This window comes from Gimesia maris (assembly GCF_008298035.1).
Taxonomy (GTDB): Bacteria; Planctomycetota; Planctomycetia; order Planctomycetales; family Planctomycetaceae; genus Gimesia; species Gimesia maris.
Genome location: NZ_CP042910.1, coordinates 318928 through 343102, shown reverse-complemented (window position 1 = coordinate 343102; position 24175 = coordinate 318928). Strand labels below are relative to the sequence as shown.

At 51.4% G+C, this 24175-nt stretch carries 23 protein-coding genes; 13 read left to right on the top strand and 10 right to left on the bottom strand.

The genetic code is table 11. The annotated features are described in order from the left end of the window. Positions 1-17: 17 nt before the first annotated feature. From GmarT_RS01315 to fliS, 4 genes are all read left to right on the top strand, one after another. Positions 18-869 carry a phytanoyl-CoA dioxygenase family protein gene (locus tag GmarT_RS01315; RefSeq protein ID WP_002646872.1) on the top strand — a complete coding sequence of 284 codons (852 nt, stop codon included), beginning with the start codon at positions 18-20 and terminating at the stop codon, positions 867-869. Positions 870-934: 65 nt separating this feature from the next. Next, complete coding sequence (locus GmarT_RS01310) at positions 935-1717, top strand: class I SAM-dependent methyltransferase (protein WP_002646873.1); 783 nt, start codon at positions 935-937, stop codon at positions 1715-1717. Positions 1718-1904: 187 nt separating this feature from the next. Next, the gene (gene fliD, locus GmarT_RS01305) at positions 1905-4625 is read left to right on the top strand and encodes a flagellar filament capping protein FliD (protein ID WP_149302397.1); all 2721 of its coding nucleotides are present in this window, start codon (positions 1905-1907) and stop codon (positions 4623-4625) included. Between the two features lie 55 nt (positions 4626-4680). Beyond that, positions 4681-5154 carry a flagellar export chaperone FliS gene (gene fliS, locus GmarT_RS01300; protein WP_002646876.1) on the top strand — a complete coding sequence of 158 codons (474 nt, stop codon included), beginning with the start codon at positions 4681-4683 and terminating at the stop codon, positions 5152-5154. Between the two features lie 154 nt (positions 5155-5308). On the opposite strand, the gene GmarT_RS01295 is transcribed toward fliS, so the two are convergent. Together GmarT_RS01295 and GmarT_RS01290 are read right to left on the bottom strand one after the other, a co-directional pair. Further along, positions 5309-5629: a branched chain amino acid aminotransferase gene (locus tag GmarT_RS01295; protein WP_044238133.1), complete on the bottom strand. Its 321-nt coding sequence runs from the start codon at positions 5627-5629 to the stop codon at positions 5309-5311. A gap of 137 nt (positions 5630-5766) precedes the next feature. Then, positions 5767-6045, bottom strand: coding sequence for a Flp family type IVb pilin (locus tag GmarT_RS01290; RefSeq protein WP_002645565.1), 279 nt, complete (start codon positions 6043-6045; stop codon positions 5767-5769). Between the two features lie 490 nt (positions 6046-6535). On the opposite strand from GmarT_RS01290, the gene GmarT_RS01285 reads away from it, so the two are divergent. Continuing rightward, entirely contained in the window at positions 6536-6730 is a 195-nt protein-coding gene (locus GmarT_RS01285) for a hypothetical protein (protein WP_044238136.1), read from the top strand. A 309-nt stretch (positions 6731-7039) separates the two neighbouring features. Further along, positions 7040-7354: a hypothetical protein gene (locus GmarT_RS01280; RefSeq protein ID WP_002646879.1), complete on the top strand. Its 315-nt coding sequence runs from the start codon at positions 7040-7042 to the stop codon at positions 7352-7354. Between the two features lie 27 nt (positions 7355-7381). On the opposite strand, the gene GmarT_RS29685 is transcribed toward GmarT_RS01280, so the two are convergent. The 6 genes from GmarT_RS29685 to GmarT_RS01250 all read right to left on the bottom strand — a co-directional run bounded on the left by GmarT_RS29685 (position 7382) and on the right by GmarT_RS01250 (position 14366). Beyond that, on the bottom strand, positions 7382-8143 hold the full coding sequence (locus GmarT_RS29685; RefSeq protein ID WP_002646880.1) for a YHS domain-containing protein: 762 nt from the start codon (positions 8141-8143) through the stop codon (positions 7382-7384). Between the two features lie 177 nt (positions 8144-8320). Next, entirely contained in the window at positions 8321-9178 is an 858-nt protein-coding gene (gene ilvE / locus GmarT_RS01270) for a branched-chain-amino-acid transaminase (protein WP_002646881.1), read from the bottom strand. Positions 9179-9363: 185 nt separating this feature from the next. Further along, positions 9364-10110: an ABC transporter ATP-binding protein gene (locus GmarT_RS01265; protein WP_230682388.1), complete on the bottom strand. Its 747-nt coding sequence runs from the start codon at positions 10108-10110 to the stop codon at positions 9364-9366. 80 nt (positions 10111-10190) lie between these two features. Then, positions 10191-11792 (bottom strand): ABC transporter permease, encoded by a 1602-nt coding sequence (locus GmarT_RS01260; RefSeq protein WP_002646883.1) that lies wholly within the window; start codon positions 11790-11792, stop codon positions 10191-10193. 65 nt (positions 11793-11857) lie between these two features. After that, complete coding sequence (gene lysS, locus GmarT_RS01255) at positions 11858-13339, bottom strand: lysine--tRNA ligase (protein ID WP_002646884.1); 1482 nt, start codon at positions 13337-13339, stop codon at positions 11858-11860. A 211-nt stretch (positions 13340-13550) separates the two neighbouring features. Next, positions 13551-14366, bottom strand: a complete 816-nt coding sequence (locus GmarT_RS01250; RefSeq protein WP_002646885.1) for a Nif3-like dinuclear metal center hexameric protein — start codon at positions 14364-14366, stop codon at positions 13551-13553. A 168-nt stretch (positions 14367-14534) separates the two neighbouring features. On the opposite strand from GmarT_RS01250, the gene GmarT_RS01245 reads away from it, so the two are divergent. The 5 genes from GmarT_RS01245 to GmarT_RS01225 all read left to right on the top strand — a co-directional run bounded on the left by GmarT_RS01245 (position 14535) and on the right by GmarT_RS01225 (position 18499). Continuing rightward, positions 14535-14726, top strand: coding sequence for a hypothetical protein (locus tag GmarT_RS01245; RefSeq protein ID WP_002646886.1), 192 nt, complete (start codon positions 14535-14537; stop codon positions 14724-14726). 163 nt (positions 14727-14889) lie between these two features. After that, positions 14890-15804, top strand: coding sequence for a DUF1559 family PulG-like putative transporter (locus GmarT_RS01240; protein WP_002646887.1), 915 nt, complete (start codon positions 14890-14892; stop codon positions 15802-15804). Next, entirely contained in the window at positions 15805-16146 is a 342-nt protein-coding gene (locus GmarT_RS01235; protein WP_002646888.1) for a hypothetical protein, read from the top strand. Between the two features lie 29 nt (positions 16147-16175). Then, positions 16176-17282, top strand: coding sequence for an NHL domain-containing protein (locus GmarT_RS01230; RefSeq protein WP_002646889.1), 1107 nt, complete (start codon positions 16176-16178; stop codon positions 17280-17282). Next, the gene (locus tag GmarT_RS01225) at positions 17279-18499 is read left to right on the top strand and encodes an FG-GAP repeat domain-containing protein (RefSeq protein ID WP_002646890.1); all 1221 of its coding nucleotides are present in this window, start codon (positions 17279-17281) and stop codon (positions 18497-18499) included. The genes GmarT_RS01230 and GmarT_RS01225 overlap by 4 nt, the downstream gene beginning before the upstream one ends. Positions 18500-18518: 19 nt before the next feature. Here GmarT_RS01225 and GmarT_RS01220 read toward each other — a convergent pair whose 3' ends face one another. Both GmarT_RS01220 and GmarT_RS01215 read right to left on the bottom strand, forming a co-directional pair. Beyond that, complete coding sequence (locus GmarT_RS01220; RefSeq protein ID WP_044238141.1) at positions 18519-19682, bottom strand: glycosyltransferase family 4 protein; 1164 nt, start codon at positions 19680-19682, stop codon at positions 18519-18521. Positions 19683-19777: 95 nt separating this feature from the next. Beyond that, the gene (locus GmarT_RS01215; protein WP_002646892.1) at positions 19778-20887 is read right to left on the bottom strand and encodes an SPFH domain-containing protein; all 1110 of its coding nucleotides are present in this window, start codon (positions 20885-20887) and stop codon (positions 19778-19780) included. A gap of 660 nt (positions 20888-21547) precedes the next feature. On the opposite strand from GmarT_RS01215, the gene GmarT_RS01210 reads away from it, so the two are divergent. Continuing rightward, positions 21548-22657, top strand: coding sequence for a peptidylprolyl isomerase (locus tag GmarT_RS01210; RefSeq protein WP_002646895.1), 1110 nt, complete (start codon positions 21548-21550; stop codon positions 22655-22657). Between the two features lie 244 nt (positions 22658-22901). After that, positions 22902-24140: an aminotransferase class I/II-fold pyridoxal phosphate-dependent enzyme gene (locus tag GmarT_RS01205; RefSeq protein ID WP_002646896.1), complete on the top strand. Its 1239-nt coding sequence runs from the start codon at positions 22902-22904 to the stop codon at positions 24138-24140. Positions 24141-24175 lie beyond the last annotated feature (35 nt).

Here is a 24175-nt window from a genome sequence, read left to right as displayed (position 1 = left end):
ACCAGGGATGGAATACAATGCTGCCCCTCAATCAATTATGTACTCTGAACTGTTACCAGGACGGTTTTGAACTTTCGGACGCGCTCGTAAATCAGTATGCGGAAGAGGGGGCAATCCTGGTTAAAGGCCTGTTCTCACCGGATGAGTTTCTTCCCATCCGCAACAGTCTGGCAGGCAGACTCGCTCTGCTGGAGAGTCATTTTGGTGCCACGGTCTCGCAAGATGCGGATGAAATCACCCAGATCAGCGATCGTCTGCGCGAGTTGGAATCGAACCATCCTGGTGCGCAGAGTATTTTATATGATTCCATGAATGCTGCGCCTGCATTACACTCAATGGGATCACATCCGAAATTACTGACGATCCTGGAAACACTGCTCTCGCCGGAAATCTCCATCCATGATCGTTATATCATTCTCATGAGTATGCCCCATGCCGAATGGCATCTCGCTTCCTGGCATCAGGACTGGTATTACAACGAAGGACCTTATTCTACCATAACCTTGTACGCGCCTTTGCAGAAAACAGATCAGAATAACGGGAGCCTGACACTCGCTCTGGGAGAACACCGGAAAGCACCGGTCGCCCATGATGAACACAACCATGGTATCAACACAAAATGGCATTCACTGCCTCCCGATGTGGTTGATCAATATGACCGTGTTGTACCAACAGAACTGGAAGTGGGGGACGTACTGTTATTTCACAGCCTGACTCCCCACACTCCCTGCAAGAATCAATCAGAGTACGTCCGCTTTGTGTTGAATCTGCGGTATCGAGATCTCAGGGATCCTCAGTTTCTAAAAGAGGGCTGGCGGATCAGGGATATTACACATGCCAGACGGGCGATGTCGCGAACGGCGTCTTAACCTGAGACCATCAGGACGTTTCAGACCTGATTTCACTTCTCACTTCATTAAAAAGCGTAACTGAAATGGCAGAAAAAAAAGGGCTGTTAAAGGGGAACGTAGGCGAGTCACAAAACCAGTCGAACAGTGACCTGAATGCGTTGAATGCGGTCGAGGAATATTGGGAATCAAGCGTCGGCTCGAATCTGAATAAACTCGATGCGTTTACCAAGTACGTCTCCCGGCAATCCATTACTAAATTGCTGGCCCGCTATGAAATTTTCCAGCAGCAACTGGAAGTCAACGGATCTGTTGTCGAACTCGGCGTACACCGTGGTGCCAGCCTGATGGCATGGGCACAATTCAGCGCCATCCTCGAACCGGTTAATTATCTCCGCAAGATTATCGGCTTTGATACTTTTGAAGGCTTTCCCTCATTGAGCGAGAAGGACACAACAGGTACCAGCGAGCATTTGGAAGTCGGTGGATTTAAATCGGAAGAAAATGCCATGGAAGACCTGGAAAAAGCGATCCAGGTTTATAATTCCACCCGTTATCTGAATCACATTTCCAAAGTCGAACTGGTCAAGGGAGACATCAGCGTCACACTGCCCGAGTACCTGGAAAAGAATCAGCACCTGATCGTTTCGCTCCTGCATCTGGATGCAGATCTGTACGAACCAACCAAAGTTGCGCTGGAACTGCTGATACCCCGGATGCCCAAAGGAGCCATCATTGCCTTCGATGAACTCAATATGGATTTATTCCCTGGAGAAACCCTGGCCGCCATGGAAACCCTGGGGCTGCCCAAACTGCGTTTGAAGCGGTTCCCGTTTGCCACCTCACTTTCTTATGCGGTGATCGAATAAACCACAACACCCCAATTGCTACAACCGGCACACCCTGACTGTCAGCCAGGGTGATGACGTGCAATCAGATACTCTGCTCAAGCGGTAACCTTTCACTAACCGATAAATACTTAGATCAAGCAGTCCTGCATGCGCGGACTGATTTTGAGAACTCTCAGCTTATTTATCTTGAAACAGGCTTGGTAACATGTCAGGCATCAGTTCCGGTGTCGGTCTGGCAACCGGATTGAATATCACAGAAATTGTAGATGCCATCATCGGCGTACAACGCAACGCCCTGGTGAAACTTGCGGACCGTGCTGCCGCATTTGAGGCGACCGAAGGGGGCATCAAAACCCTCGAAGCAAACCTGCTGACTCTGAATACAAGTGTTCAAAAGCTGAACCTGAAAAGCACCTTCGAAACATTGAAGGCCACCAGCTCTGACAGCAGCCAGTTCAGTGTTGCCGCGAACAGCACCGCGACCGCAGCCTCTTATCAGCTACAGGGTTTGCGCCTCTCTTCGAACCACCAGGTCGTATCAAATGGATTTTCGGATTCCGATACAACACCTATAGGCACCGATACCACCATCACGCTTTCTCGAGGCGGGAAACTGGATGATTCCAAGCTGCTGGAAGAATTGAATAATGGACTGGGAGTCCAACGGGGCAGCATTCGCATAACCGACCGGGATGGCCAGACAGAAGTCATCGACCTGACGCGAACACTCAATATCCAGGATGTGGTCGATGAAATAAATGGCTCAGCCACTTCCATTGTCGCCAGCATTGAGGAAGACCATCTGGTGCTTACCGATACCAGTTCCGGTCTCGGTACATTGAAAGTCACGGAAGTCTCAGGAGGAAAAACAGCAGCCGACCTGGGCATACTGCAGTCTGTTGCAGGTTCCACTTTGACGGGAGATTCCGTCTATCGCGTCACCAGTGATTTTAATCTGTCACAGATCAATGACGGGAATGGGATTACCACAGTCTCCGGTTCCGAAGACTTTCAGATCACCGCTTCCGATGCCTCTACCTTTAACGTCGATCTTGACTCTGCACAGACAATCGGTGATGTTGTCGACCTGGTGAACAACAACGCATCGAATGGAGGCAAGGTTACTGCAGCCATCACCAGCGATGGAAAATTGACCTTAACGGATAACACCGGGGGAGTCGCCACAACGTTTGAAGTGACCGCCTTAAACGACTCTCTGGCTGCCCGTGAACTGGGTATCCAGACCACCGGTCTGGGAGGCACGATTACAGGTACCTTATCCGGAGGCCTGAATTCCGTTTTACTGCGAAATCTCAATGGTGGCGTGTCCGCCAGCAGCACTGTCCTGAATGCCGGCCAGGTTTACTTTGAAGATGGCGCAGGTGGAAATGCCACGATTGATTTTTCCGGCGTCGAAACACTGGACGAAGTCATCAATGCGATCAACGCAAACGGCAGTATTCAAATCGAAGCGAGTCTCAACGCTACCAAAACGGGCATCCAGATCAAGGATACCTCTGCTGCGTCGGGAACGTCGATTGAAATCCAGGATACGACCGGAAACCTCGCCGGCTTCCTGAAAATAGACACGGTTCTGGCAGATTCAAAGCACACCGTCGATTCCGGCTCACTCGATTTACGCTACGTTAACGAAAATACGTCTCTTTCAACTTATGGAAAAAACGGAACCGCGGTCACATCAGGCAGTATTCGAATTACCGACCGGGATGGCGTCAGCTTCAATGTCAGTTTATCAGACTCGGAGACCACGAAAACGGTCGGTGATGTCCTCACCAAAATCAATGAAGCGGCTGCCACCGCTGGAGCAAAGATCAATGCGCGGCTGAATGATTTCGGCGACGGATTTATCGTGGAAAGCACCGGAGGCAGTTCGTTTGATGTCAAAGTCGAAGAAGTTTCAAGCGGCACCGTAGCAGCCAGTCTGGGAATCAAAGGCGCAGGAGCAACCGGCGTCACCAGCAGACAGATTACGGAAGTTTCCGTGGAAGCGACAGACACACTTCAGGACATTACAGAAAAAATTAATGCCACTGGAGTCGCTTCCGCCACGATCATCGACGATGGGACGGCCTTTAATTCTGCCCGGCTATCGATTACATCGTCCCGTAGTGGCGCGGCGGGCGAATTGATTCTGGAAAGCGATTATAATTTCGGTTTCTCCACATCTGTCGATGCAGATGATGCTTTGATCCGCATCGGAAGCAATCCTCAAACATCCTTTCTGCTGACTTCTTCGACGAATAGCTTTGACGACGCGATCACGGGACTGGAAATCGATCTCCTGTCTACCGGGTTGTCACCGTCAACCATTAATGTGGCCCGCGATACGTCGGGAATTAAGAGTACAGTCACTACCTTCATTAATGCGTACAACAGTTTTGTTGACGCCAAGAACTCACTCACCGGTTTCAATTCCGAAACCAATGCGCGGGGCGTTCTGAACGGGAACAGCCTGGTGCAGACAACCGTTTCCCGCCTGGAGGGAATGCTGACGAAAAAGCTGTCCATCAGTAACAGCTCTGTCAAAAGTATGGCCCAACTGGGAGTGCGGTTTAACGGGAATGGCAAACTGGAATTAAACAGCGCCACGCTCGACGCGCTGCTGGCTGACGACCCCGATGCTGTCACCGAATTTTTCCAGCAGGAGGACACCGGATTTGCCGTCGTCATGGACGATGTCATTACCGCAATGACAGATCCCTTTACCGGGACACTTAAAGCGCAAACCGATTCATTACAGGCTTCGGCACTGGCTTTGAATACACGCGTCGATGAATTGAATACGATTCTGGAAGCCCGTCGTGAACGACTTATTCGACAGTTCACACTACAGGAAACCATCGTTAACCAGTTGAATTCACAGCAGACTGCCCTGGATGGTCTGCAGAAAGCCAGCAGTAGCTAAGCAGTTTGAGACATAAACATATTAATTTGCACTTGTGAGAGGGGCCGCTAAAAAGATGAACGGAGCAGACTATATTGAGAACCAGGTTTTAACAGCAAAACCGCACCAGTTACATCTTATGGTTGTAGACGGAGCCTTACGCTTTGCCAGAAAAGCAGTACAAGCCGCCGAAGAAAATCATTTTGAGCAGGCTCACTTTGCACTCGATAAAAGTCGTGATCTGGTCGCGGAGCTGATCGGGGGGCTGGACTCTTCTCAACAACCGGAAATGGTTGAGCAACTCAAAGCTCTGTTCGTTTTCGTTTATGAAAACCTGCACCACGCCGACGTGAAACAGGAAGTGAGCTATATACACAATGCGATCAAAGTTCTGATGATTCATCGGGAAGGCTGGTGTGAACTCATGGAGAAGCTTCAAGATGAAACACCTCATGAAACCAGCATCATTCACCCGCAGGAGAGTTTACAGCGACCACATCATCTTGAGCAGGCCGACCAACCTCATCAGAGCCGCTCCTGGTTAACTTGATCCTGCGAACAATCAGCAATAAGCTGCAGCGCATTAAAAAAGGCACTCTCACCAGTTCGATGAGAGTGCCTGAGGTGGAGACCTCCGCCTCGATGCAAGCTTGCTTTCCCGCTCGGAAAGCCGGACGTTCCTATCAGCCATTCAAGGCCGTCCATCAGTTGTAGTAGCCGTTACCTTCTTTACGTGGTGAACGGTCGCAGACGATATCGTTCTCGCCATCGCAGAAGTCAACCTGGTCATGGAAGCTGCTGCCGTCCGTACAGGCTTTATGGCCGTGAGCTCCCGCAACGTAGTAGCTCTGGTTAATCCGCCCGAAGGCACTCCCGACATCTTCCAGCTCCTGGTTGACGCCATGGGCGACTTCACTCAGCCCGACAATCATGGCCAGCACGGCGATGGTGGAAATCAGGACCAGCTCGGACGAGACAATAAAGCCGGCCTCGTCGTTCATTAAACGGATCAGCATAGTTTTCATGGTGATGGACTCCGGAAAGAGAATGGGTTCATTTTTGTTTCGGGTGTTTCGAAGCCTGCAGGGGTGGTGAAGCCCTGCAGGCGGTTGTCGTTGGAAAGAAAGCACGTTTCGGGTAGTTGAAGAGTTCTGCCTGGGGATTACTGCACGTCCCACTGACCGGAGCAGAAGTCAGGGCAGTCGTTGAATCTGCTGCCATCGGTGCAGGCTTTGTGGCCATGTGCGTTGCTCAATTTGTAAGACTGATCGATACTGGCGAAGGCACTGCCGACATCTTCCAGTTCCTGGTTGACGTTGTTGGCGACTTCAGACAGTCCGACGATCATGGCCAGCACGGCGATGCTGGAAATGAGTACGAGTTCTGCAGAAACAATGAAGCCGGCTTCGTCGTTGATCAGTTGGTTGATAATGTTTTTCATCGTGGTGGTCTCCAAAGTGTATGAAAGGTTTGCATCGAGTTGTTTGTGTTTCAAAGTTGATAAAGAGATGTAAAGCAAGCTGAATACCAAAGGTGCCCAACCGTAAATCTTTTTTAACAAACTGTTCAGAACTGGAATCGTAAGTGGTTACTGTAAAGGGAGATAAAAAAACCAGACTCAGCAGGATATTTTTGGTACCGCTCTGAAACGTAGGTCTGCCACTTGAGGCGAAAAAGCAACACGCCGAGAGCAACCGGCTGTCAATCACACGTAACCGGCTAATATTTAATCACTTAGTGCAAAGATGCCTGAAAGCAACACGTGGGAAATCGGCAACATGTCGAGTAAAAGCCCTGAAAAACGAATTGAAAATAGGAATTGGAGGTCCTGGATCTGAAAAACGCTCTTCACCTGACAACGGAATCCTGATATGAAACGTGCCCGAAAACCGAAGGGGGTATTGTTACTATTTACTGGGAAAGGAATCCCAATGCGTCAACAATTACACCTTGCCGTCTGCTGTTCGCTAATGTGCGTCATGACCTGGACTGGCTGTCAGATGGGAAATGACGGTCCGATCACAAGTAAACTCGCATTTCGAGGTGTACCAAAGCAGAGTGAGCCAGCCGTGGAATCAGAAGAAGAAATTGAAACTCGTCGTTCGGAAGAAAGCGCACAGGAATAAATCGGTCATTTGTTAAGATAAATCGACCTGTGACAGGCTATTTCCTCTCAAGTGAGACAGAAACGGGAAAAACGGAAATTCTGACTTCAGAATCAGCCGATGACGATAGAGGACGAAATCCAGTTCAGCCACCGATCAGAACGGTACTTCGGATTTCGGTCATCAATAGCGTAAAGAGTATTTGACTTGGACAAGGATGGAATAAGTCAACCAATGAACGGGCTAAGATTAATCAGAGCATTCTGCGTCTTGACGCTTCTGCTTTGTACACAAACGGGATGTCAGGGTCTGGGGAACAAGTGGTTCCAGATGGACAGTAACAGCCGCTCACCTTTTTTCGGTCTGGAATTTTATACGAAAAAAGATCAGCAGGCGACGCCGTTACAAAATGTCTCACAGCAGCAGCCCGTAGAGCTTGAGCCAGCGATTCTTCAAACGAAAGCAGAAGAATCATCACGTTTTTCCCGACTTCCCAAGTGGCTGAATCCGATGTCGAAAAAATCAGCAACGGAAGAACGAATCCCCCTGCCTCGCACAGATCTGGCTGAAACAGAAGTCATTCTGGAAGAAGCGCCGGAAGAAAAAAACTCGGGGGAACTCGGTTCTTCTCTGGAAAATTTCTAAGCGGAATCACGCTGACGTCAGTCGAATTCAGTTCGACTTCTGTTTTCTGCGTTCTTCGGCTTTCTGTTTTGCTTCCGCTATATAAGTTTCCGGGTCTTCATCGAAAGCCTGCTTACAGCCGCTGCAGCAGACAAAATACGTCTTTCCCTGATAGCTGACCTGAATCGTTCCCGCACCGCCGGTCACAATACATTCGGGTCCACCGCTTCCCGGATCTGCCAGCCGTGTCCCTTCTCTGGTGTAGCCCACTTCTGCCAGCCGATAATAAAATGATTGCCCTTTATTTCGCTGTTCGAACAGCACCAGGGTACGTTTCTCGTTCAGGCGACGAATGGACATCCGATAGATGGCTCCTTCTGAATCGGGAGTTGATTCCAGAACCAGCGTATCCTTGCTTAAGCTTCCCGTATAATCGCGACTTGTCCCGTCTGGCAGGACGGTAGCCAACTGATAATGTTTCTGTTCCGGATCATAACTGAGGGACGCGGATTTCAGGAATTTCCCATCGGTGATCTCATAGGCAATGCTGGTAGATCCGGGTTTAAACTTCCAGACCCACTCTGCATTTTCGGACCAGGCCCCTTTGCGGGAGTTGCGTTTGATCATTCCCACCCCCCGCCAGCCGCCAATCAGCGAATTGAATTCCGCCAATGCCTGCTTGACTGTCTGAGCATCTTTTTGCGATTCGGGAGCCGCCTTACTGGCCGGCTCTCCCTGAGCGCCAGCCGCGCAGAGCAGCAGCAGAGAAACACACAGAATACGGACAGCAGCAGAAGTTGAAATTCGCATGAGCAGTTTTCCGAACGGGACAGATCAAATTCATTTCGCTGAGAGAATAAACACACCAGCGGCGCAAACCGGTCGCGCTAACTCGTGAATTATTATCGTATCACAGGAAAAGCCTCATGCAACAGGCATTCAGATCACAGGCCGCATTCCCGTATCTCAACATCAACAGTGCTGCCGTTATTCCCGCGTCAACTGTTTGAATTTCTCGTTGAGATCTTTCGTCATCGGCCCAGGCTTGCCGGTTCCGATCTGGCGGCCATCCAGTTCCACAACGGGAATCACTTCTGCAGCAGACCCGGTCAGGAAACATTCGTCAGCCACAAAAATATCATGTCGTGTAAACGGCGACTGATCGACGGTGATCCCTGACTGCTCAGCCAGCCTGATCACCGCATTACGGGTGATGCCTTCCAGAATCCCGGCATCCACGGAGGGGGTTTTCAACACACCATTTTTCACAATGAAAATATTGTCGCCCGTGCATTCGGCGACTTCCCCTTTGTGGTTCAACATCAATGCCTCAATACAGCCGGCATCGGTGCCTTCAATCTTCGCGAGGATGTTATTCAGATAGTTGAGTGATTTCACCCGGGAAGACAATGCAGCCGGATGATTGCGAATGGTGGCAGCGGTGATGATTTTCAATCCATCGATGTACAATTGCGGATCATAGAGGGAGATATTGTCCGCAATGATGATGACCTGTGGATTACTGGTACGGCGGATATCCAGTCCCAGAGAGCCGGCCCCACGCGTGATTACCAGTCGGATGTAGCCATTCTCAATCTTGTTCGCTGCCACTGTTTCATTGATCGCTTCTACCATTTCCTCTTTAGAGAGAGGAATCTCCAGGCGAATCGCCAGCGCGCTCTCATACAGACGGTCAATGTGTTCCTGGATCAGAAACACTTTTTTATTGTAGACGCGGATGCCTTCGAAGACGCCGTCACCATACAGCAGACCATGATCGAATACACTGATTTTTGCTTCTTCCTTAGGAAGCAGTTTTCCGTCAATATAAACTTGGAGCGACATTGGAATCTGGTACCATTCTCAAAATAGGCCGAGGCACGGCGGGCTGGTTTTGACGGAAGATTAATCCGACGTTGAATTCAGTGAAATCCATTTCAGTCAGAAGCATCACGGACAACGGCGTACGCCATTGACACGACGCAGGCGACAGTGGTTCAAACCAGCAGCGGTACGCTGATCGTTTGTCACTAAGCGGGAACGGAAGTGGCTTGGGATTTCCCCACAACCTCAATCTGACCTTCCAGCAGCCGAACCGTCCGATGCGCCTGGGCGGCAATCGAATTGTCGTGCGTCACCATGATGATAGTCAGCTGTTCCTGCTCATTCAAGTTGGTCAGCAGGTCCATAATCTCTTTACCGGTACTACTATCCAGATTTCCGGTAGGTTCGTCCGCCAGCAGGATCTGAGGCTTGGCAATTAAAGCCCGGGCAATAGCGGCCCGCTGCATTTCTCCACCCGACATTTCTGACGGGCGATGCTTGATTCGGTGCGACAGGCCCACTTTTTCGATAATCTCTAAAGCGTCCTGTCGAAACTGCTTTTTCCTCTTCCAGTATTCCCATGTCGAGTAACGAATCATCAGCGGGGAAAGCACGTTTTCCAGCAGGTTCAGTTCAGGCAGCAGATGGTAGAACTGGAAAATAAAGCCGAAGACCCGGTTACGTATCTGATCGCGGGCATGGTCGGGCAGATCATCGATCCGCTGACCTTCCAGATGAATTTCTCCGATGTCGGGAGAATCCAGGAGCCCAAACAGATGCATCAGCGTACTTTTTCCGGACCCGGACTGCCCCACGATCGACAGGAACTCGGCCTTCTGGACTTCCACATCAATGCCCCGCAGCACGGGAACTTTGTGTTTATCTTTTCGATAGGCCTTTTCGATGGCAACCGCCGCTAACTGTGGATGAGGCATGGATAGGGTCTCGGTCATGAATTCATACTCGACATAAACGGGAAACAACTGTGAAGATTACTGTTCCGTGTTTCACAACGCTGATTAATGGTTGATCGTTATTCGTAACGCAGTGATTCCACAGGATGAAATCGTGCGGCCTTACGTGCCGGTAAAATACTGGCAAGGACAGCAATCACCATCGCACCAAGGGCGACCCAGAAAACCATCATCGGATTCACATGAGTCGAAATTTCAGGGAAGTAATAAATACGCTGATCGAACACCTTCCGCCCGGTGATCCAGGTAATCGCTTTTTCAATTTCGTTGATGTATCTCACAAACAGCAGACCGACAATCACACCGACCCCACTGCCCACCAGCCCTAACGCCAGCCCGTACGACAGGAAGATGGACATGATGCCGTTTGAACTGGCACCCAGCGCTTTGAGCACGCCGATATCACGCGTCTTTTCGATGGTGATCATAAAAAAGATCGCCAGGATTCCAAAACCGGCAACCGCAATGATCAGAAACAGCAGCACGTTCAGAATCGCAGATTCGACTTCGACTGCAGCCAGCAGGGGACCCTGCTTATCTTCCCAGGTCCGCACGCGAAATCGACCCGCAGGCAGAGCTTCTTCCAGCTTGCTGACAACCATGGCGGCATCTTCCGGATGTTTCAGTTTAATCTGGATCGATGTGATCGATTTCTCCCCGTTGACAGGGTCGATCATCCCACGCATTTCCTGAAGATATTCGAGATTACAGAACACCAGGCTGCTGTCGTGTTCGCTCATGTTACTCTTGAACAGATCAACGACCGTGGCATTGAAGTGTCTCGGCTCCGGAGGTTGACCAGCGGATACCGTACTGATTTTGACATCATCACCCGGTTTGACAATCTGGAACATTTCCGTTTTACCGGTTTCCGGATCTTCATAAGGAAAACTCACCAGGCCATAACCGATATACACGCGCCCCTTCAGCGGACTGCCGGGGTCTTCTTTTTCTTTTTCTTCAAAAGCTGAGACTTTCATGTCTTCGCTGAATGGATTGGCTGACGGGTCAGCTTTGTGAGAGGATTCCGGTTTCGGCGCCTGATCAAATGGGGACACTGTCGCGGTATCATTGGCAAACTTTGGTGCCGGCAGTGGCTCATTCGATTCGACCGGTTCTTCGAAAGAAACCTGCTCGTTCTCTTCGATGGGTGGGGGATTATGGTTCCAGCGATCGACCATCCACTGGGCACGCGTGGTCCATTCTTTTCGATAGGCCATCGCTTCCGGCGAAAGTTCCCAGTTGGGAATGTCGTTGTCTTTTGTATGTTCCAGATATTGTGCCAGCGGGCCGACGGTAGCTTTGGTTTCAGGGTCGATACCAATCAGCGTGACCGGCTTACTCTGCCACTGCGAACCATATTGCACACTGAGCATGGCATAAATTTCGACGGTCGACGTCATCCCGGCAATATCGTCGCCAATCGCACGCTGGATGCTGTTCTTAATATCCCTGGTATCGGGTTCGCCGTCCAGAGAATTGGTTTCCACAATTACATCCGCCAGGATGCCTCGCAGACGGGTTCGCATATCCGTACTGAAACCATCCATTACACTGTTGACGACAATCATCGTCGCCACACCCAGGGTCATGCTGATGATACTGGCCAGCGCAATATATCGGGTTCTCAAATATCGCAGGCAAAGCAGTGATTTGTACATACGGCCAATCCTTTGGCTGATTTTCTGTCGACAATCAGATTCTGATTGCCGGATACATCCATGGTTTACTCAGGCTGTGACGGCTGTCCTTCCGGTCGAAGCAGTGGGAAGTAGATGACGTCGCGAATGCTGTGACTGTTCGTCAGCAACATCACCAGACGGTCAATCCCGATTCCCAGTCCTCCAGCCGGCGGCATACCAACCTTTAACGCTTTAATAAAATCTGTATCCATCTTCGCCATCGAGTCTTCATCCGAAAGCCCCGAGAGTTGTGTCTGGAATAATTCTTCCTGCAGCAGCGGGTCATTTAGCTCTGTATAGGCATTCGCCAGTTCCATCCCCTTGACGAACAGTTCGAACCGCTCGGCAATGTTGGGATCATCCTGCTTCCGCTTGGTCAGCGGGCAGATTGAGGCAGGGTAATCGATGACGAAGACCGGGCCTGTCAGATGTGCTTCGCAGGTAGCTTCAAAAACTTCATTCAGCACCACGTCGGGATGTACGTTTTCCGTTTCAATCCCGTGCTGTTTTGCCACTGCCGCAACAGCAGCCGGATCAGCAGGATCACAGCCGGCGTGCTCTCTGACGAGGTCGAGATATTTTTTTCGTTCCCAGGGACCACTGAAATCGATCGTTTCACCTTCGCCCCAGGGAAGTTCCATGGTATCGCTGATTGTTTTGACGGCGTCGGTAACGATGGCTTCGGTCAGATCCATCATCGTTTCATAATCGCCATACGCCTGGTAGATTTCGATCATTGTGAATTCGGGATTATGTGTCGCGTCGATTCCTTCATTGCGGAAGACACGTCCGATTTCATATACGCGTTCAATGCCGCCGACCATCAATCGTTTGAGGTGCAGTTCCAGGGCAATCCGCATGTAGAGCTCGATATCGAGCGTATTATGGTGTGTAATAAATGGCCGCGCTGCAGCGCCACCGGCGACAGCATGTAACACGGGCGTTTCGACTTCCGCGAACTTCTGATTCCGCAGCGTCTGCCGGACCGAGTCAATGATCTGACTCCGTTTGAGCATTTTTTCCAGCACGCCTTCGGTATAGATCAGATCCAGCGAGCGTTGACGCAGCAGCAGTTCCACATCTTTCACGCTATGATGTTTTTCCGGCGGCTGTGCCAGGGATTTACAGAGTACAGTCAGCTCTTTGACAAAAACGGAGATTTCGCCGGTCTCGGTTCTGCGCAGGCAACCATCAATGCCGATCAGATCGCCCAGATCGAGTGTCCCCATCAGTTCCCACTGGGCCTCAGTCAAATCGCCGCGGGAAAAGAGCAGCTGGATTTTACCCGTCCAGTCTTTGATATCATAAAAACGGAGCTTTCCTGCTTTGCGACGCAACATGATGCGTCCTGCGATCCGTACTTCTTCCCCGTCTTCGCCGGAAGCTTCAGGCGCTTGACTACGTGCTTCCGCGATCGGAATATGGCCGTCAAACCGCTGACCCCAGGGATCAAATCCGAGAGACTGTATTTTCTCTAACTTTTTAATCCGTTCTGCTTCAAAACGGTTGGGTTTCACTTTGGACATCGAAATTTTTTAAGTCTTATGTGAGCTGGTTGTTACAGATTGAGACACCCTGGAACGGAATTCTGTTCAGAGAGTATGTCAAATCAGAGGATCTATACGACTGAGAGAGGGGGGATAATGGCGAAATCTGCCGATCAGGTCAATGGCAACCAGTGTGGAATATACATAAAGACATGTAAATCAGCCCTGAATCACTGATTTCCCTCTATATTCAGTCTGCTTCACAATCCCATTGCAGCGGATCTGTCTCCTTTTGACTCGCCCAGATCGTCAACTGAGTAAACTTCTGCTGCAGCAGTTCTGCCAGCTGCTCCATCGCCGGACGCTCCGTGGCGTAGTGGCCAGGTAGAACCAGACCCATTCCCAATGCGCGGGCCTCCAGACAGGCGTGAAATCGGGCTTCGCCAGTCAACAGGACCTGACAATCGTGACAGTGTGCGTCTCTCAGAAATTCCGCTGCGGCACCACAGGCGATGCCAATCCGTTTCACCTTCATCTCCGGATTTCCCACGAACTGCAGCGCGTCGATCTTAAGTGCCTGCTTGATGAGCTGATTAACCTGCGCAAGCGTAAATTCAGCCGGTAGTGAGCCAAAACGCCCCGCCCCCTGCTCTGGCAGACCTGGATCTGCTGTCGAATTCAGAGGTCTGAGAATTCCCACATCTTCCAGTCCCAGCAGTTGGGCCAGTTGCCAGTTAATGCCCTGCTCTGCACTGTCATACGACGTGTGAGGACTGTAAACCGCAATATTCGCCTGGATCAGGTCCAGCAGCATTTTACCTTCTACTGAGTGTGAAGTGATCTGCTGTATCGGTCGAAACAGAATCGGGTGATGACTGATAATGAGATCCGCTTTTTCCGAAATCGCTTCTGCAGCCACATCCGGAGTCAGCGTCAGGCAAGTGAGAATCCGACTGACCGGTTGCGCAGGGTCACCCGTTAATAAACCGACATTATCCCAGCTCTCTGCCAGATCCGGGGGAGCGAGGTGTGCCAGGTATTCCTGAATTTCTGCAACATCCGTCATGATGGTTTCTACTCCGGGTCTCCTGAAGACTGTGCGTATTCCAGAAAACATATGACTGGTTCTCTGGCTCTATCAAATCTGAATTGATCAATGTATCATACAGCACTATACTTTGGGTAACCTAAAGACAAGAGATTCCTTTCTTCGAAATAAAGCAAGGTCCAGTCCATGAGTCTGAAATCACGTCTGATTACGCTGTTCGTTATCGCCTTCGGTGCCTGTATCATCTTAAACGGTCCGCAAATCCTGGTCTACCTGATCGCCCAGGCCGCGATCTCGGGTACATTCATCACCATGTGCCTGAAAAAAGAACGCGAAATCATCGCGAAACAAAATCAGGCAGACGTTGCGACAGAATAATTTCCGAAAACGTTCACCTTCGGAATGCTTTTTCGGTAAAAATGTGGTTTACCATGCTTGATGTCCGTTGACTGACAAGACAGTGAAGACGGCAAATGGTTAGAATGCTGAGTGATGTTTTTCACCTGCAATCAAGCACTCTAACCACAAAGTATCTGTAAAAATGCCTGTTTCGAATCTTCCCTCCCCTCCTCCTCAAATCAATCAGCACCCTGCCAGAGCCACCCGTCAACGTGGCTTTACCCTGATCGAGCTGCTGGTTGTCATCGCCATCATTGCGATTCTGATTGCCTTACTGCTCCCCGCCGTTCAGCAGGCTCGCGAAGCAGCCCGGATGGCTCAGTGTAAAAATAACCTGAGACAGATTGTATTGGCCTGTCACATGTACGCGGATTCCAATGGCGGGTACTGGCCACGCGCTGCTGCCGACTCGCATGTAGGCCTGGGGGGTAAAAAACGCTGGCACGGTGAACGAACCACCGACGATGGCACCACGAAATTCCAGGCGCACCTGGGACCATTGGCACCGTTCCTCGAGCAAAGTACGAGTATTAAAAAATGCCCGACGTTTGGTAACTTTTCCGCCCATGGGACTGTGGCCAATGCGTTTGAAGGGGGAACCGGAGGCTACGGTTACAATCAGGCTTACCTGGGCGGAACATCCTGGAAATACACGTACCCCACCTGTAATATGATCGCCACGAACATGCGGGAGATTGGCAGCCTGGCCCGCACGGTTGCATTTTCAGACGCCGCCCTGGCTCAGGGCTTTCCCGATTTACACATCATCGAATACAGCTTTATCGAGCCTCCTTACTTCATCGATAACTGGACCCCGACTTTCTCGGAAGCTCCCTGGCGGCCCGATCCCTCCATTCATTTCCGCCATACAGGAACCGTCGCCAATATTGCCTGGGCAGACGGTCGTGTGACGTCAGCAGTGATGGCAGGTACAGGAACTTCAGCCTACGGAGGAGATCCCCAAAAATTCCAGATTGGCTGGTTCGGACCGATGGACAGTAATATCCTGTTCAACAACAAAGACAAACTGGAAACCGAGATGGGAGGCGTACATTAAATGGGTACCGCAGACTCGTCATTCTTTTCCTTGAGCCTGTTAACCGTATGCCTGATTGTCTTTCAAAGCTGTGCCGAAGAACGTCCGTTTGTACCGCAACCCTCGGCGGAATATGTCGTCATGCTGGATGCGGATGGCAAACCTGACAATATTATGCTTGAACAGTTTTTCAAGAGGAAAGATCATCCAGAAGGTGTTAAAATACTGGTGATTGACAAACAGTCCAAGGCACACAAACTGATTTCCCCTGCGGAACTGTTAAAGCAGAATCCGAATGCGGGTCGCTACCTGATATTTAAACACGATGATTCAGAGCGACCGTTTGACGATCTTCCTCAGTAAATGACCTACCCTTCTTCTGGAATGACAACATGCAACGATTGATGTTACCTGCAGTCCTGCTGCTCAGCCTGTTAACTACGTCTGCTTCTGCACAAACCGTCAAGACACTCGCCGGCACAGGAAAAGTCGGACATACCGGCGACGGTGGCCCCGCAGTGAAAGCCCAGGTCGGCGAACCCTATGGCCTGACTCTGGGACCGGACGGCGCACTCTATGTCTGTGAAATCAAAAGCCACGTCATCCGGCGCATTGATGAAAAAACGGGAAAGATTTCCACGGTCGCCGGTTCCGGTAAGAAAGGCTACAGCGGCGACAGTGGCCTGGCATTAGCAGCAGAACTCAATGAGCCATACGAAGTCCGCTTCGATAAAGCTGGCAATATGTATTTTGTCGAGATGATCAACAATATCGTCCGCCGCGTCGATGCCAAAACAGGCAAGATCTCGACTGTCGCCGGCACAGGGGAAAAAGGATTCTCAGGGGATGGCGGCCCGGCTACCAGTGCCACATTCTCCCGGCCACACTCGATCGCGCTGGACAATGATAACAATCTTTACATCTGCGATATCGGCAATCACCGCATCCGCCGCGTCGATCTGACCACCGGTACGGTCAGCACTTTTTCCGGAACGGGGGAACGGAAAGCAACTCCCGATGGCGCGAAAGTCGAAGGCACTCCCCTGAACGGCCCGCGGGCGCTGGATTTCTTCACCGATGGCTCCGGAAAGGGTTCGCTGTATCTCGCGCTACGTGAAGGAAACAAAGTATATCGCATCGATCTGGATGATCAGACTTTACATCACATCGCCGGTACGGGTAAAAAAGGATATACGGGACATGGCGGCCCTGCAAAGAAGGCGACCCTCTCCGGCCCGAAAGGAATTTCGGTCGCACCGAATGGCGATGTCTACCTGGCTGATACGGAGAGCCATACCATTCGCGTCATCCGTAAAAAAGATGGCACGATTGAGACGGCTGTCGGAGACGGCAAAAAAGGTGATGGCCCCGATGGTGATCCAGCCCACTGTCGTATGGCGCGCCCGCATGGCGTGTATGTGGGTCCAAACGGGAATGTCTATATTGGAGACAGTGAAACTTACCGCGTTCGCAAGTTAACAACAGGAACTCATAAATGAATCATCGCAATCACATCTACCGTCGACTGAGTTGTTACTCCGTCTTCGCGCTGCTGTCTCTGCTGACCGCTCCGTTGACCCTTTTCGCAGGTGAAACCTGGCAGCGACAGCAACTGGATGCCGCTTTCCGTTCGGAAGGATCTGCAGCGGCTGACGTGAATAAAGATGGCAAGATGGATGTGATTGCCGGCGACGTCTGGTATGAGGCCCCCGACTGGAAAATGCATGAAGTTCGCAAACCGGGAAAATTCGTCGCTGGTGTCGGTTACAGTGACAGCTTCTGTAACTTCGCGTACGACATCAACCAGGATGGCTGGACTGATTTCATTTACGTCAGCTTTCCTGGCAAAGAATTCTACTGGTATGAAAACCCAAAGAACGAATCAGGCCACTGGAAAGAGCACCTGATCTGGCACAGCATCTGTAATGAGTCACCACAGTTCGCCGATCTGACTGGAGACGGCAAACCGGAACTGATTTTTGGATCGCAACCCGAACAGCAGATGGGCTATCTGGAAATCCCCTCTCCTGATCTGGCTGATAAAAAATGGACCTTCACGCCGATCAGCAAACCCGGCGATCCCATGAAGAACGGGACATTTAAATATTATCACGGGCTGGGCGTCGGCGACTTCAATCAGGATGGTCGACAGGACGTACTGATCCCCAATGGCTGGTGGGAAGCCCCGGAAACCCTGGGAGAAAGCCTGTGGGAATTCCACCCCTTTACCCTCAGTGTGAATGGCTCAGAACCATCAGAAAAAATGGCTGACCTGCATGTCGAAGATCTCGACATGGACGGCGACATGGACATCCTCGGCAGTTCAGCTCACGCATTTGGCGTCTGGTGGTTTGAAAATCTCACTGGCGGAGATGAACCCAAATTCAAAGCACACCTGATTGACAAAAGTTATTCCCAGACACATGCCATGCATTTCATTGACATGAATGGGGACGGTCAACGGGACATGGTCACCGGCAAACGGTTTTTCGCCCACAACGGCAAAGACCCCGGTGGAAAAGAACCGGTTGTAATGTACTGGTATGAAATCAAACGCGACAAAAACGCGGCCCCTGAGATCATTCCGCACAAAATCGAAGCCGGCAACGATACGGGCGTGGGAACCCAGTTTTCGATGGCGGACATGAACGGCGATGGCCGCCCCGATATCGTTCTCTCCAATAAAAAAGGAGTCAATGTTCTGATCCAGAAATAGATCGGAGCATTGCCTTCAATTATGACTGACGCTCATCCAGGACCCGCTGATAAATCTCACGTAATTGGCGGGTCATGGTTTGATGTCGAAACTGATCCGTGAACCGGTCGCGCCCCGTCTGACCGAACCGACGGCGCTTTTCCGGATCAGAGGCAAGTTCAATCAACGCCTGCGCCAGCGATTCAATCGACTCCGGCGGTAGCAGATAACCGGTTTCTTCGGGTATCACCACTTCGCGGGCACCGTCCACATCGTAGGAAACAACGGGCTTACTGGCAATCAGCCCTTGAGGCAGCACACGGGCCAGTCCTTCCCAGACACTGGTATGCACCACGATATCCATGGCGTGAATGAGTTCCGGTACGCGTTCGGGGGGAACCAGTCCGGCAAAGATGAAATGGTCCGAGAGTCCCAGCTCGGCAATGCGCGCTTCGAATTCTGCGCGAAGAATACCATCGCCGATCAATAAAAACCGAACGCCAGGTTGCACATCGACCACCTGTTTCGCCGCTTCAATCAGATATTTGTGCCCTTTGAGGTGAAACAGCCGCGCCACTTTTCCAATGACGATCTGCTCCGGTTCGATGCCCAGTTCACGACGTACTTCTTCCGGTGGTCGGGGGGGCGTGAGAAACGGTTCGACTTCCATGCCGCTGTAGACAGTGTCACAACGATCCCTGGTGGTAATTCCGGCAGCAACATACTGATCGGTCATGGCATCACAGACGCTGATGAGCCGGTCACAACGCCGGGCGGCCCACTTCTCTGCAGCGATGTAAGCGTGATAATTCACGGGGGACTGGCCAAAATGAAAGGCGGCACCATGGATTGTATGGACGGTCGGCAGTTTCAACTTCCAGGCGGCGGCCCTTCCCAGAATACCTGCTTTGGAACTGTGCGTGTGAACCAGATCGGGCTGGTACGCCCGCAGCGCTGCAATCAACTCCCGATACGCTTGCCAGTCATTCAGGGGACTGATACTCCGCGTCAGATGGGGCAGTATCTGCAGATCAAAACCTCCCTGTTCCGCGCGGGGAATGAGCGTGCCCTCCGGACCAGTAGTGGGACCGGTCATCAGAATCACTTCATCCTGGTAATCCCGGTACTGATCTTCGACCGTATAAAGCGTATTCTGCTGCGCGCCGCCGATAATCATACGAGTGATAATATGTGCGACTCTCACGCAAACACCAGCCTCTGGTTTTTCTGCCCGGGGCAGCCTGATTTCACTATCGGTACCGCTTTCATGCCATCAACGTTTTCAGAAACCATGTTCGCTTAACCAGCCGGTGGTGGTGGTGGCGGAGGTGGTGTTGCCTGAAAGTAGCCCGTGAGTTGGGGGACCTGGCTTGCGGGTAACCAGCCTGACATCCCGGCTGACCAGACCTGCGTCTGATCGGTGATCTGTCCCCCGGCGATTCCCTGCGAAATCTGTTCGAGGGAATAGGGTCCCTGCGACTGACCATTCACGGCGATGTGCCAGGCCGCTGGTGGCGGCGGCGGTGTCATCTGGCCGGGTGCCCCCATTCCGGGAGACTGCATCATCCGATTCGCCATCGCGAACCCCATGCCCAGTCCCATTCCGTCTGCTGCGCCTCCCCCTGATGGATTTTCTGCAGCCGAGAGCATCGCCTGTCCCATCTGGAACTGCTGGAACTTATTCATATCACCAATCACACCCATGCTGGTCCGGGTATCCAGGGCTTTTTCCACCGTTTCCGGCAGGGAAATATTCACAATCAGCAGCTGAGGAGTCTCCAGACCATATTCATCATCGATTCGTTCATTGACTATTTTTTTCAGTTCTGTGGAAATCTCGGTATATTTCGAAGCGAGATCCAGTGCCGCATATTTTGACTCCCCAATCAGATCGGCGAACGAACTGTTGATGATGGAGCGTAACAGTTCGTTGATTTCTTCTGAATGGAACTCCGCATTGGTGCCCACCAGTTCTTTCACCAGGATTCGCGGATCATTGGCTTTGAGTGAATAGTTCCCGAAAGCCCGCAGGCGTATTGGACCGAATTCCGGATCGCGGAGCATGATGGGATTGGGGGTCCCCCATTTCAAATCGGTAATTTGTGTGGTATTAACGAAGTAGACTTCCGAACGGAAGGGGCTGTTGAAGCCATGTTTCCACCCCTGCAGTGTCGCCAGGATCGGCAGGTTATCGGTTTTGAGCTCATAATGCCCCGGCTCGAACACGTCGGCCACCTGTCCGCGATGCACAAATAAAGCCATCTGCCCGGGTCGGACAATCAGCTGCGCCCCATTTTTGATTTCATTCTGATAACGGGGAAACCGCCAGGTCATGGTATGTTTTGAATCATCGATCCACTCAATAATATCTACGAGTTCGGCTCGCAGTTTATCCATCCAGAATCCCATATTGATGTCCTCGTCACTGATACTGCTGATTGTTGAATCTGGTCTGTTCGTCTGATCTGCCTGACTGAATCGTCTGTCTGGTAGTTTTTCTGGCGCAAATGAGAAATGCCGACAGCAAAGCTGCCTGTATTCTGATTGTAACCCTCTCAATTTTGTTCGCAATCAAAGATATCGCCGACCTGCTGAATAATCACAAATCGGGTCCACTTCCTGATCCGGTTCTGCAGATTGAATCAACTTCGCTCAGCAGGTTGTCCTATTGAGAACGCAGCCAGGAACCAGTTGGATCAAATAATTCGAGAAAAACAGCTTCGCCACCCTGTTTTCGAGGCGGCTGAACCGAATTCAAGCCGCACCGCATGTATACAGATATCAGGGTCCATAAATTGCTGTTGACCTGTTTTGTTGAAAGATTTACATTTCCGCCGCGCTCTTACGGTAGAGCTTGAGACATGGAAGTTTCGTAAATCTTCTGACGACAAAGTATCAACGTGATTTGTGGCTCCGAAGCCGTCTGTTTAGACCCCATTCGGAATCACTGCCTGACGATCAAAAAATCCCCAATCAGGATCGTCACTTCCGGCACCAAATGCTGGTGGCTGAGATCAGGCATTCACATGATTCCCCCGCGTCGGATACAAAACATGGAGATTTTTAGCAATGGGCGACCCATTCCCAAACCCGCATGCGACCAAAGCCAAGACTAACTCAAATCGAAAAATTATCTTTTTCGCAGCCGGTACAGGACTGGTGCTTTTAGCCGGCGTCCTCTTGTTCCAGACGTTCAACGCCAAAACAGGTGCCGCCGGTGAAGACAAATCAGCGGGTACGGTCCGCATTTCCGGAAATCAGCCATCTGCTCGTACTCAGCCGGTTGCCAAAGTAGGCAGCGTGGTGATCAGCGAAGATGAACTGGCCCGTGAGTGTATCGCCCTGTATGGACCAGAAGTTCTGGAAAATGTGATCAACCGGGCCATCATCGAACAGGCCTGTCAGAAAGCGGGCGTTAACGTCGAACAGGCAGAAGTGCACGCCGAAGTAGAAAAAATCGCCAAACGCTTTAACCTGGATACCAAAACCTGGTACGAAATGCTGCAGGCAGAGCGCAAAATGAATCCTAATCAGTATCGTCGCAATGTGATCTGGCCAATGCTGGCACTGCGAAAACTGGCTGGACAGCGCACCAAGTTGAGCCAGGACCAGGTGCAGAAAGCCTTCGTGCGGGATTACGGCCCACGCGTCAAAGCCCGCATGATCATGATGGACAACCTGAGCCGTGCTCAGAAAGTCTGGGATGAAGTGAAAAAGAATCCAGGCGACTTTGAACGGTTCGCCCGCGACTATTCTATCGAGCCGAACAGCCGGGCCCTGGGTGGTGCCATTCAGCCAATTCCACAGTTTTCTGAAAATGAAAGCCTCTGGAAAGCCGCCTTCAAACTCAAAGAAGGGGAAGTCTCCGGAATCGTGCAGATCGGACTCAGCCGCTATGCGATTCTGCTCTGCGAAGGCCGGACCGAACCCATCGTAAACAGCATCAAAGAAGTGGAAAACCAGCTGGTTGACCAGTTGACTGAAGAACAGACCCAGGAAGCAGTCGCCCGTGTATTCGCGAAACTGAAAGAACAGACCCGCGTTGATAACTACATCACTGGTACAACCACCGGTGGTGTCTCTCAGACTTCGGGAACGAGCTTCAGCAACGGGCAGCCAGGTCAATCAGGCGGTGCCATCCCCAGCCCCACACAGGGACTGAATGGCTCTCCCCGGTAACGGTAATTTCGCTGCTGAAACAGAGAACCAGATAGACTTAGCGTGTGTCAGTCCTGACTTACTGACACACGCTTTTTTATGTCCTGATCAATCTGAGAAAAATATGTCATATTCATCAGGCGCATTTTTTGTTGTGATCGCGTAAAATGGTTTCAATCAGGCCCAAATCCCGCTTTGGGAGCGAATTTGTTGTCCTGACAGATAGTCGACAAATATTCCTTGTAGAACAGGCAGTCTTTTCATTATGCGTGGCGAATCGGAAGTTCCTTCTTCAGACGACGGCTTTACCATCCCCGTTGCTGAACGAGTAAAGCGTTTACCCCCTTACCTTTTTGGAAAAATCAATAAGCTGAAATACCAGAAACGTGTGGCGGGCGTGGATGTGATCGACCTGGGGATGGGGAACCCGACTGACCCGCCTGACCCTTTGATTGTCGAGAAGATGTCGGAAGCACTTTCCGATCCACGGAATCACCGCTATTCCGTTGCGAACGGCATTGCCAACCTCAGAAAAGAAGTGACGTCCCGCTACTGGAAAAAATATGGGGTCCGCCTCGATCCCGATTCGGAAGTCGTGACCTGTATCGGCTCCAAAGAGGGTTTCAGTCACATGTGCCTGGCCTTAATGGGCCCCGGGGACACCGCCATTGTGCCCTCCCCCTCGTTCCCAGTCCACGTTTACGCCGTGATGCTGGCCGCAGGAAATGTCATCGAACTGGATGTCCGCCAGCCGGACCAGTTCCTGTCGAACATCGCTTACACCTGCGAACACCTGTATCCCAAACCCAAAGTCGTCGTGGTGAACTTCCCCCACAATCCGAGCGCCACCGTCATCGAACAGGATTTCTACGTGGAACTGGTTCGACTGGCCCGGAAATACTCGTTCATGGTGATCAGCGACTTTGCTTATGCCGACATCTGCTTTGATGGCTACAAGGCACCCAGCTTCCTGGCAACTCCCGGTGCAACCGAAGTTGGCGTCGAATTTACGACCATGAGTAAAGGCTTCAGTATGGCCGGCTGGCGTATCGGCTTCTGCTCTGGAAATTCAGAGATGGTCCGTGCGCTCTCCACCATCAAAGGATATTATGACTACGGACTGTTTCAACCGGTCCAGATCGCTGCCATCGTCGCAATGCGGCACTGCGAAGCCGCGGTCGACAGTATCGCCGCCGAATACCAGATGCGCCGCGATGTCTTCTGTGACGGCCTGGAACGCCTCGGCTGGGAAATCGATCGCCCTAAAGCCGGCATGTTCGTCTGGGCCAAGATCCCGGAGCCCTGGGCTCAGATGGGGTCGATCGATTTCGCGATGAAGCTGCTGGATGAAGGAGGCGTTGCCGTCAGTCCGGGACGTGGTTTCGGTGAAGACGGTGAAGGCTACCTGCGAATGGCAATCGTCGAAAACTCGCAGCGTTTGCGACAAGCCGTTAAGCAGATCGGCAAAGTGATGAAGTCGGAAGAAATCACCGCGGACAAATAAACTTCAGACCGTGCACTCTGATTCCATCGGGACCA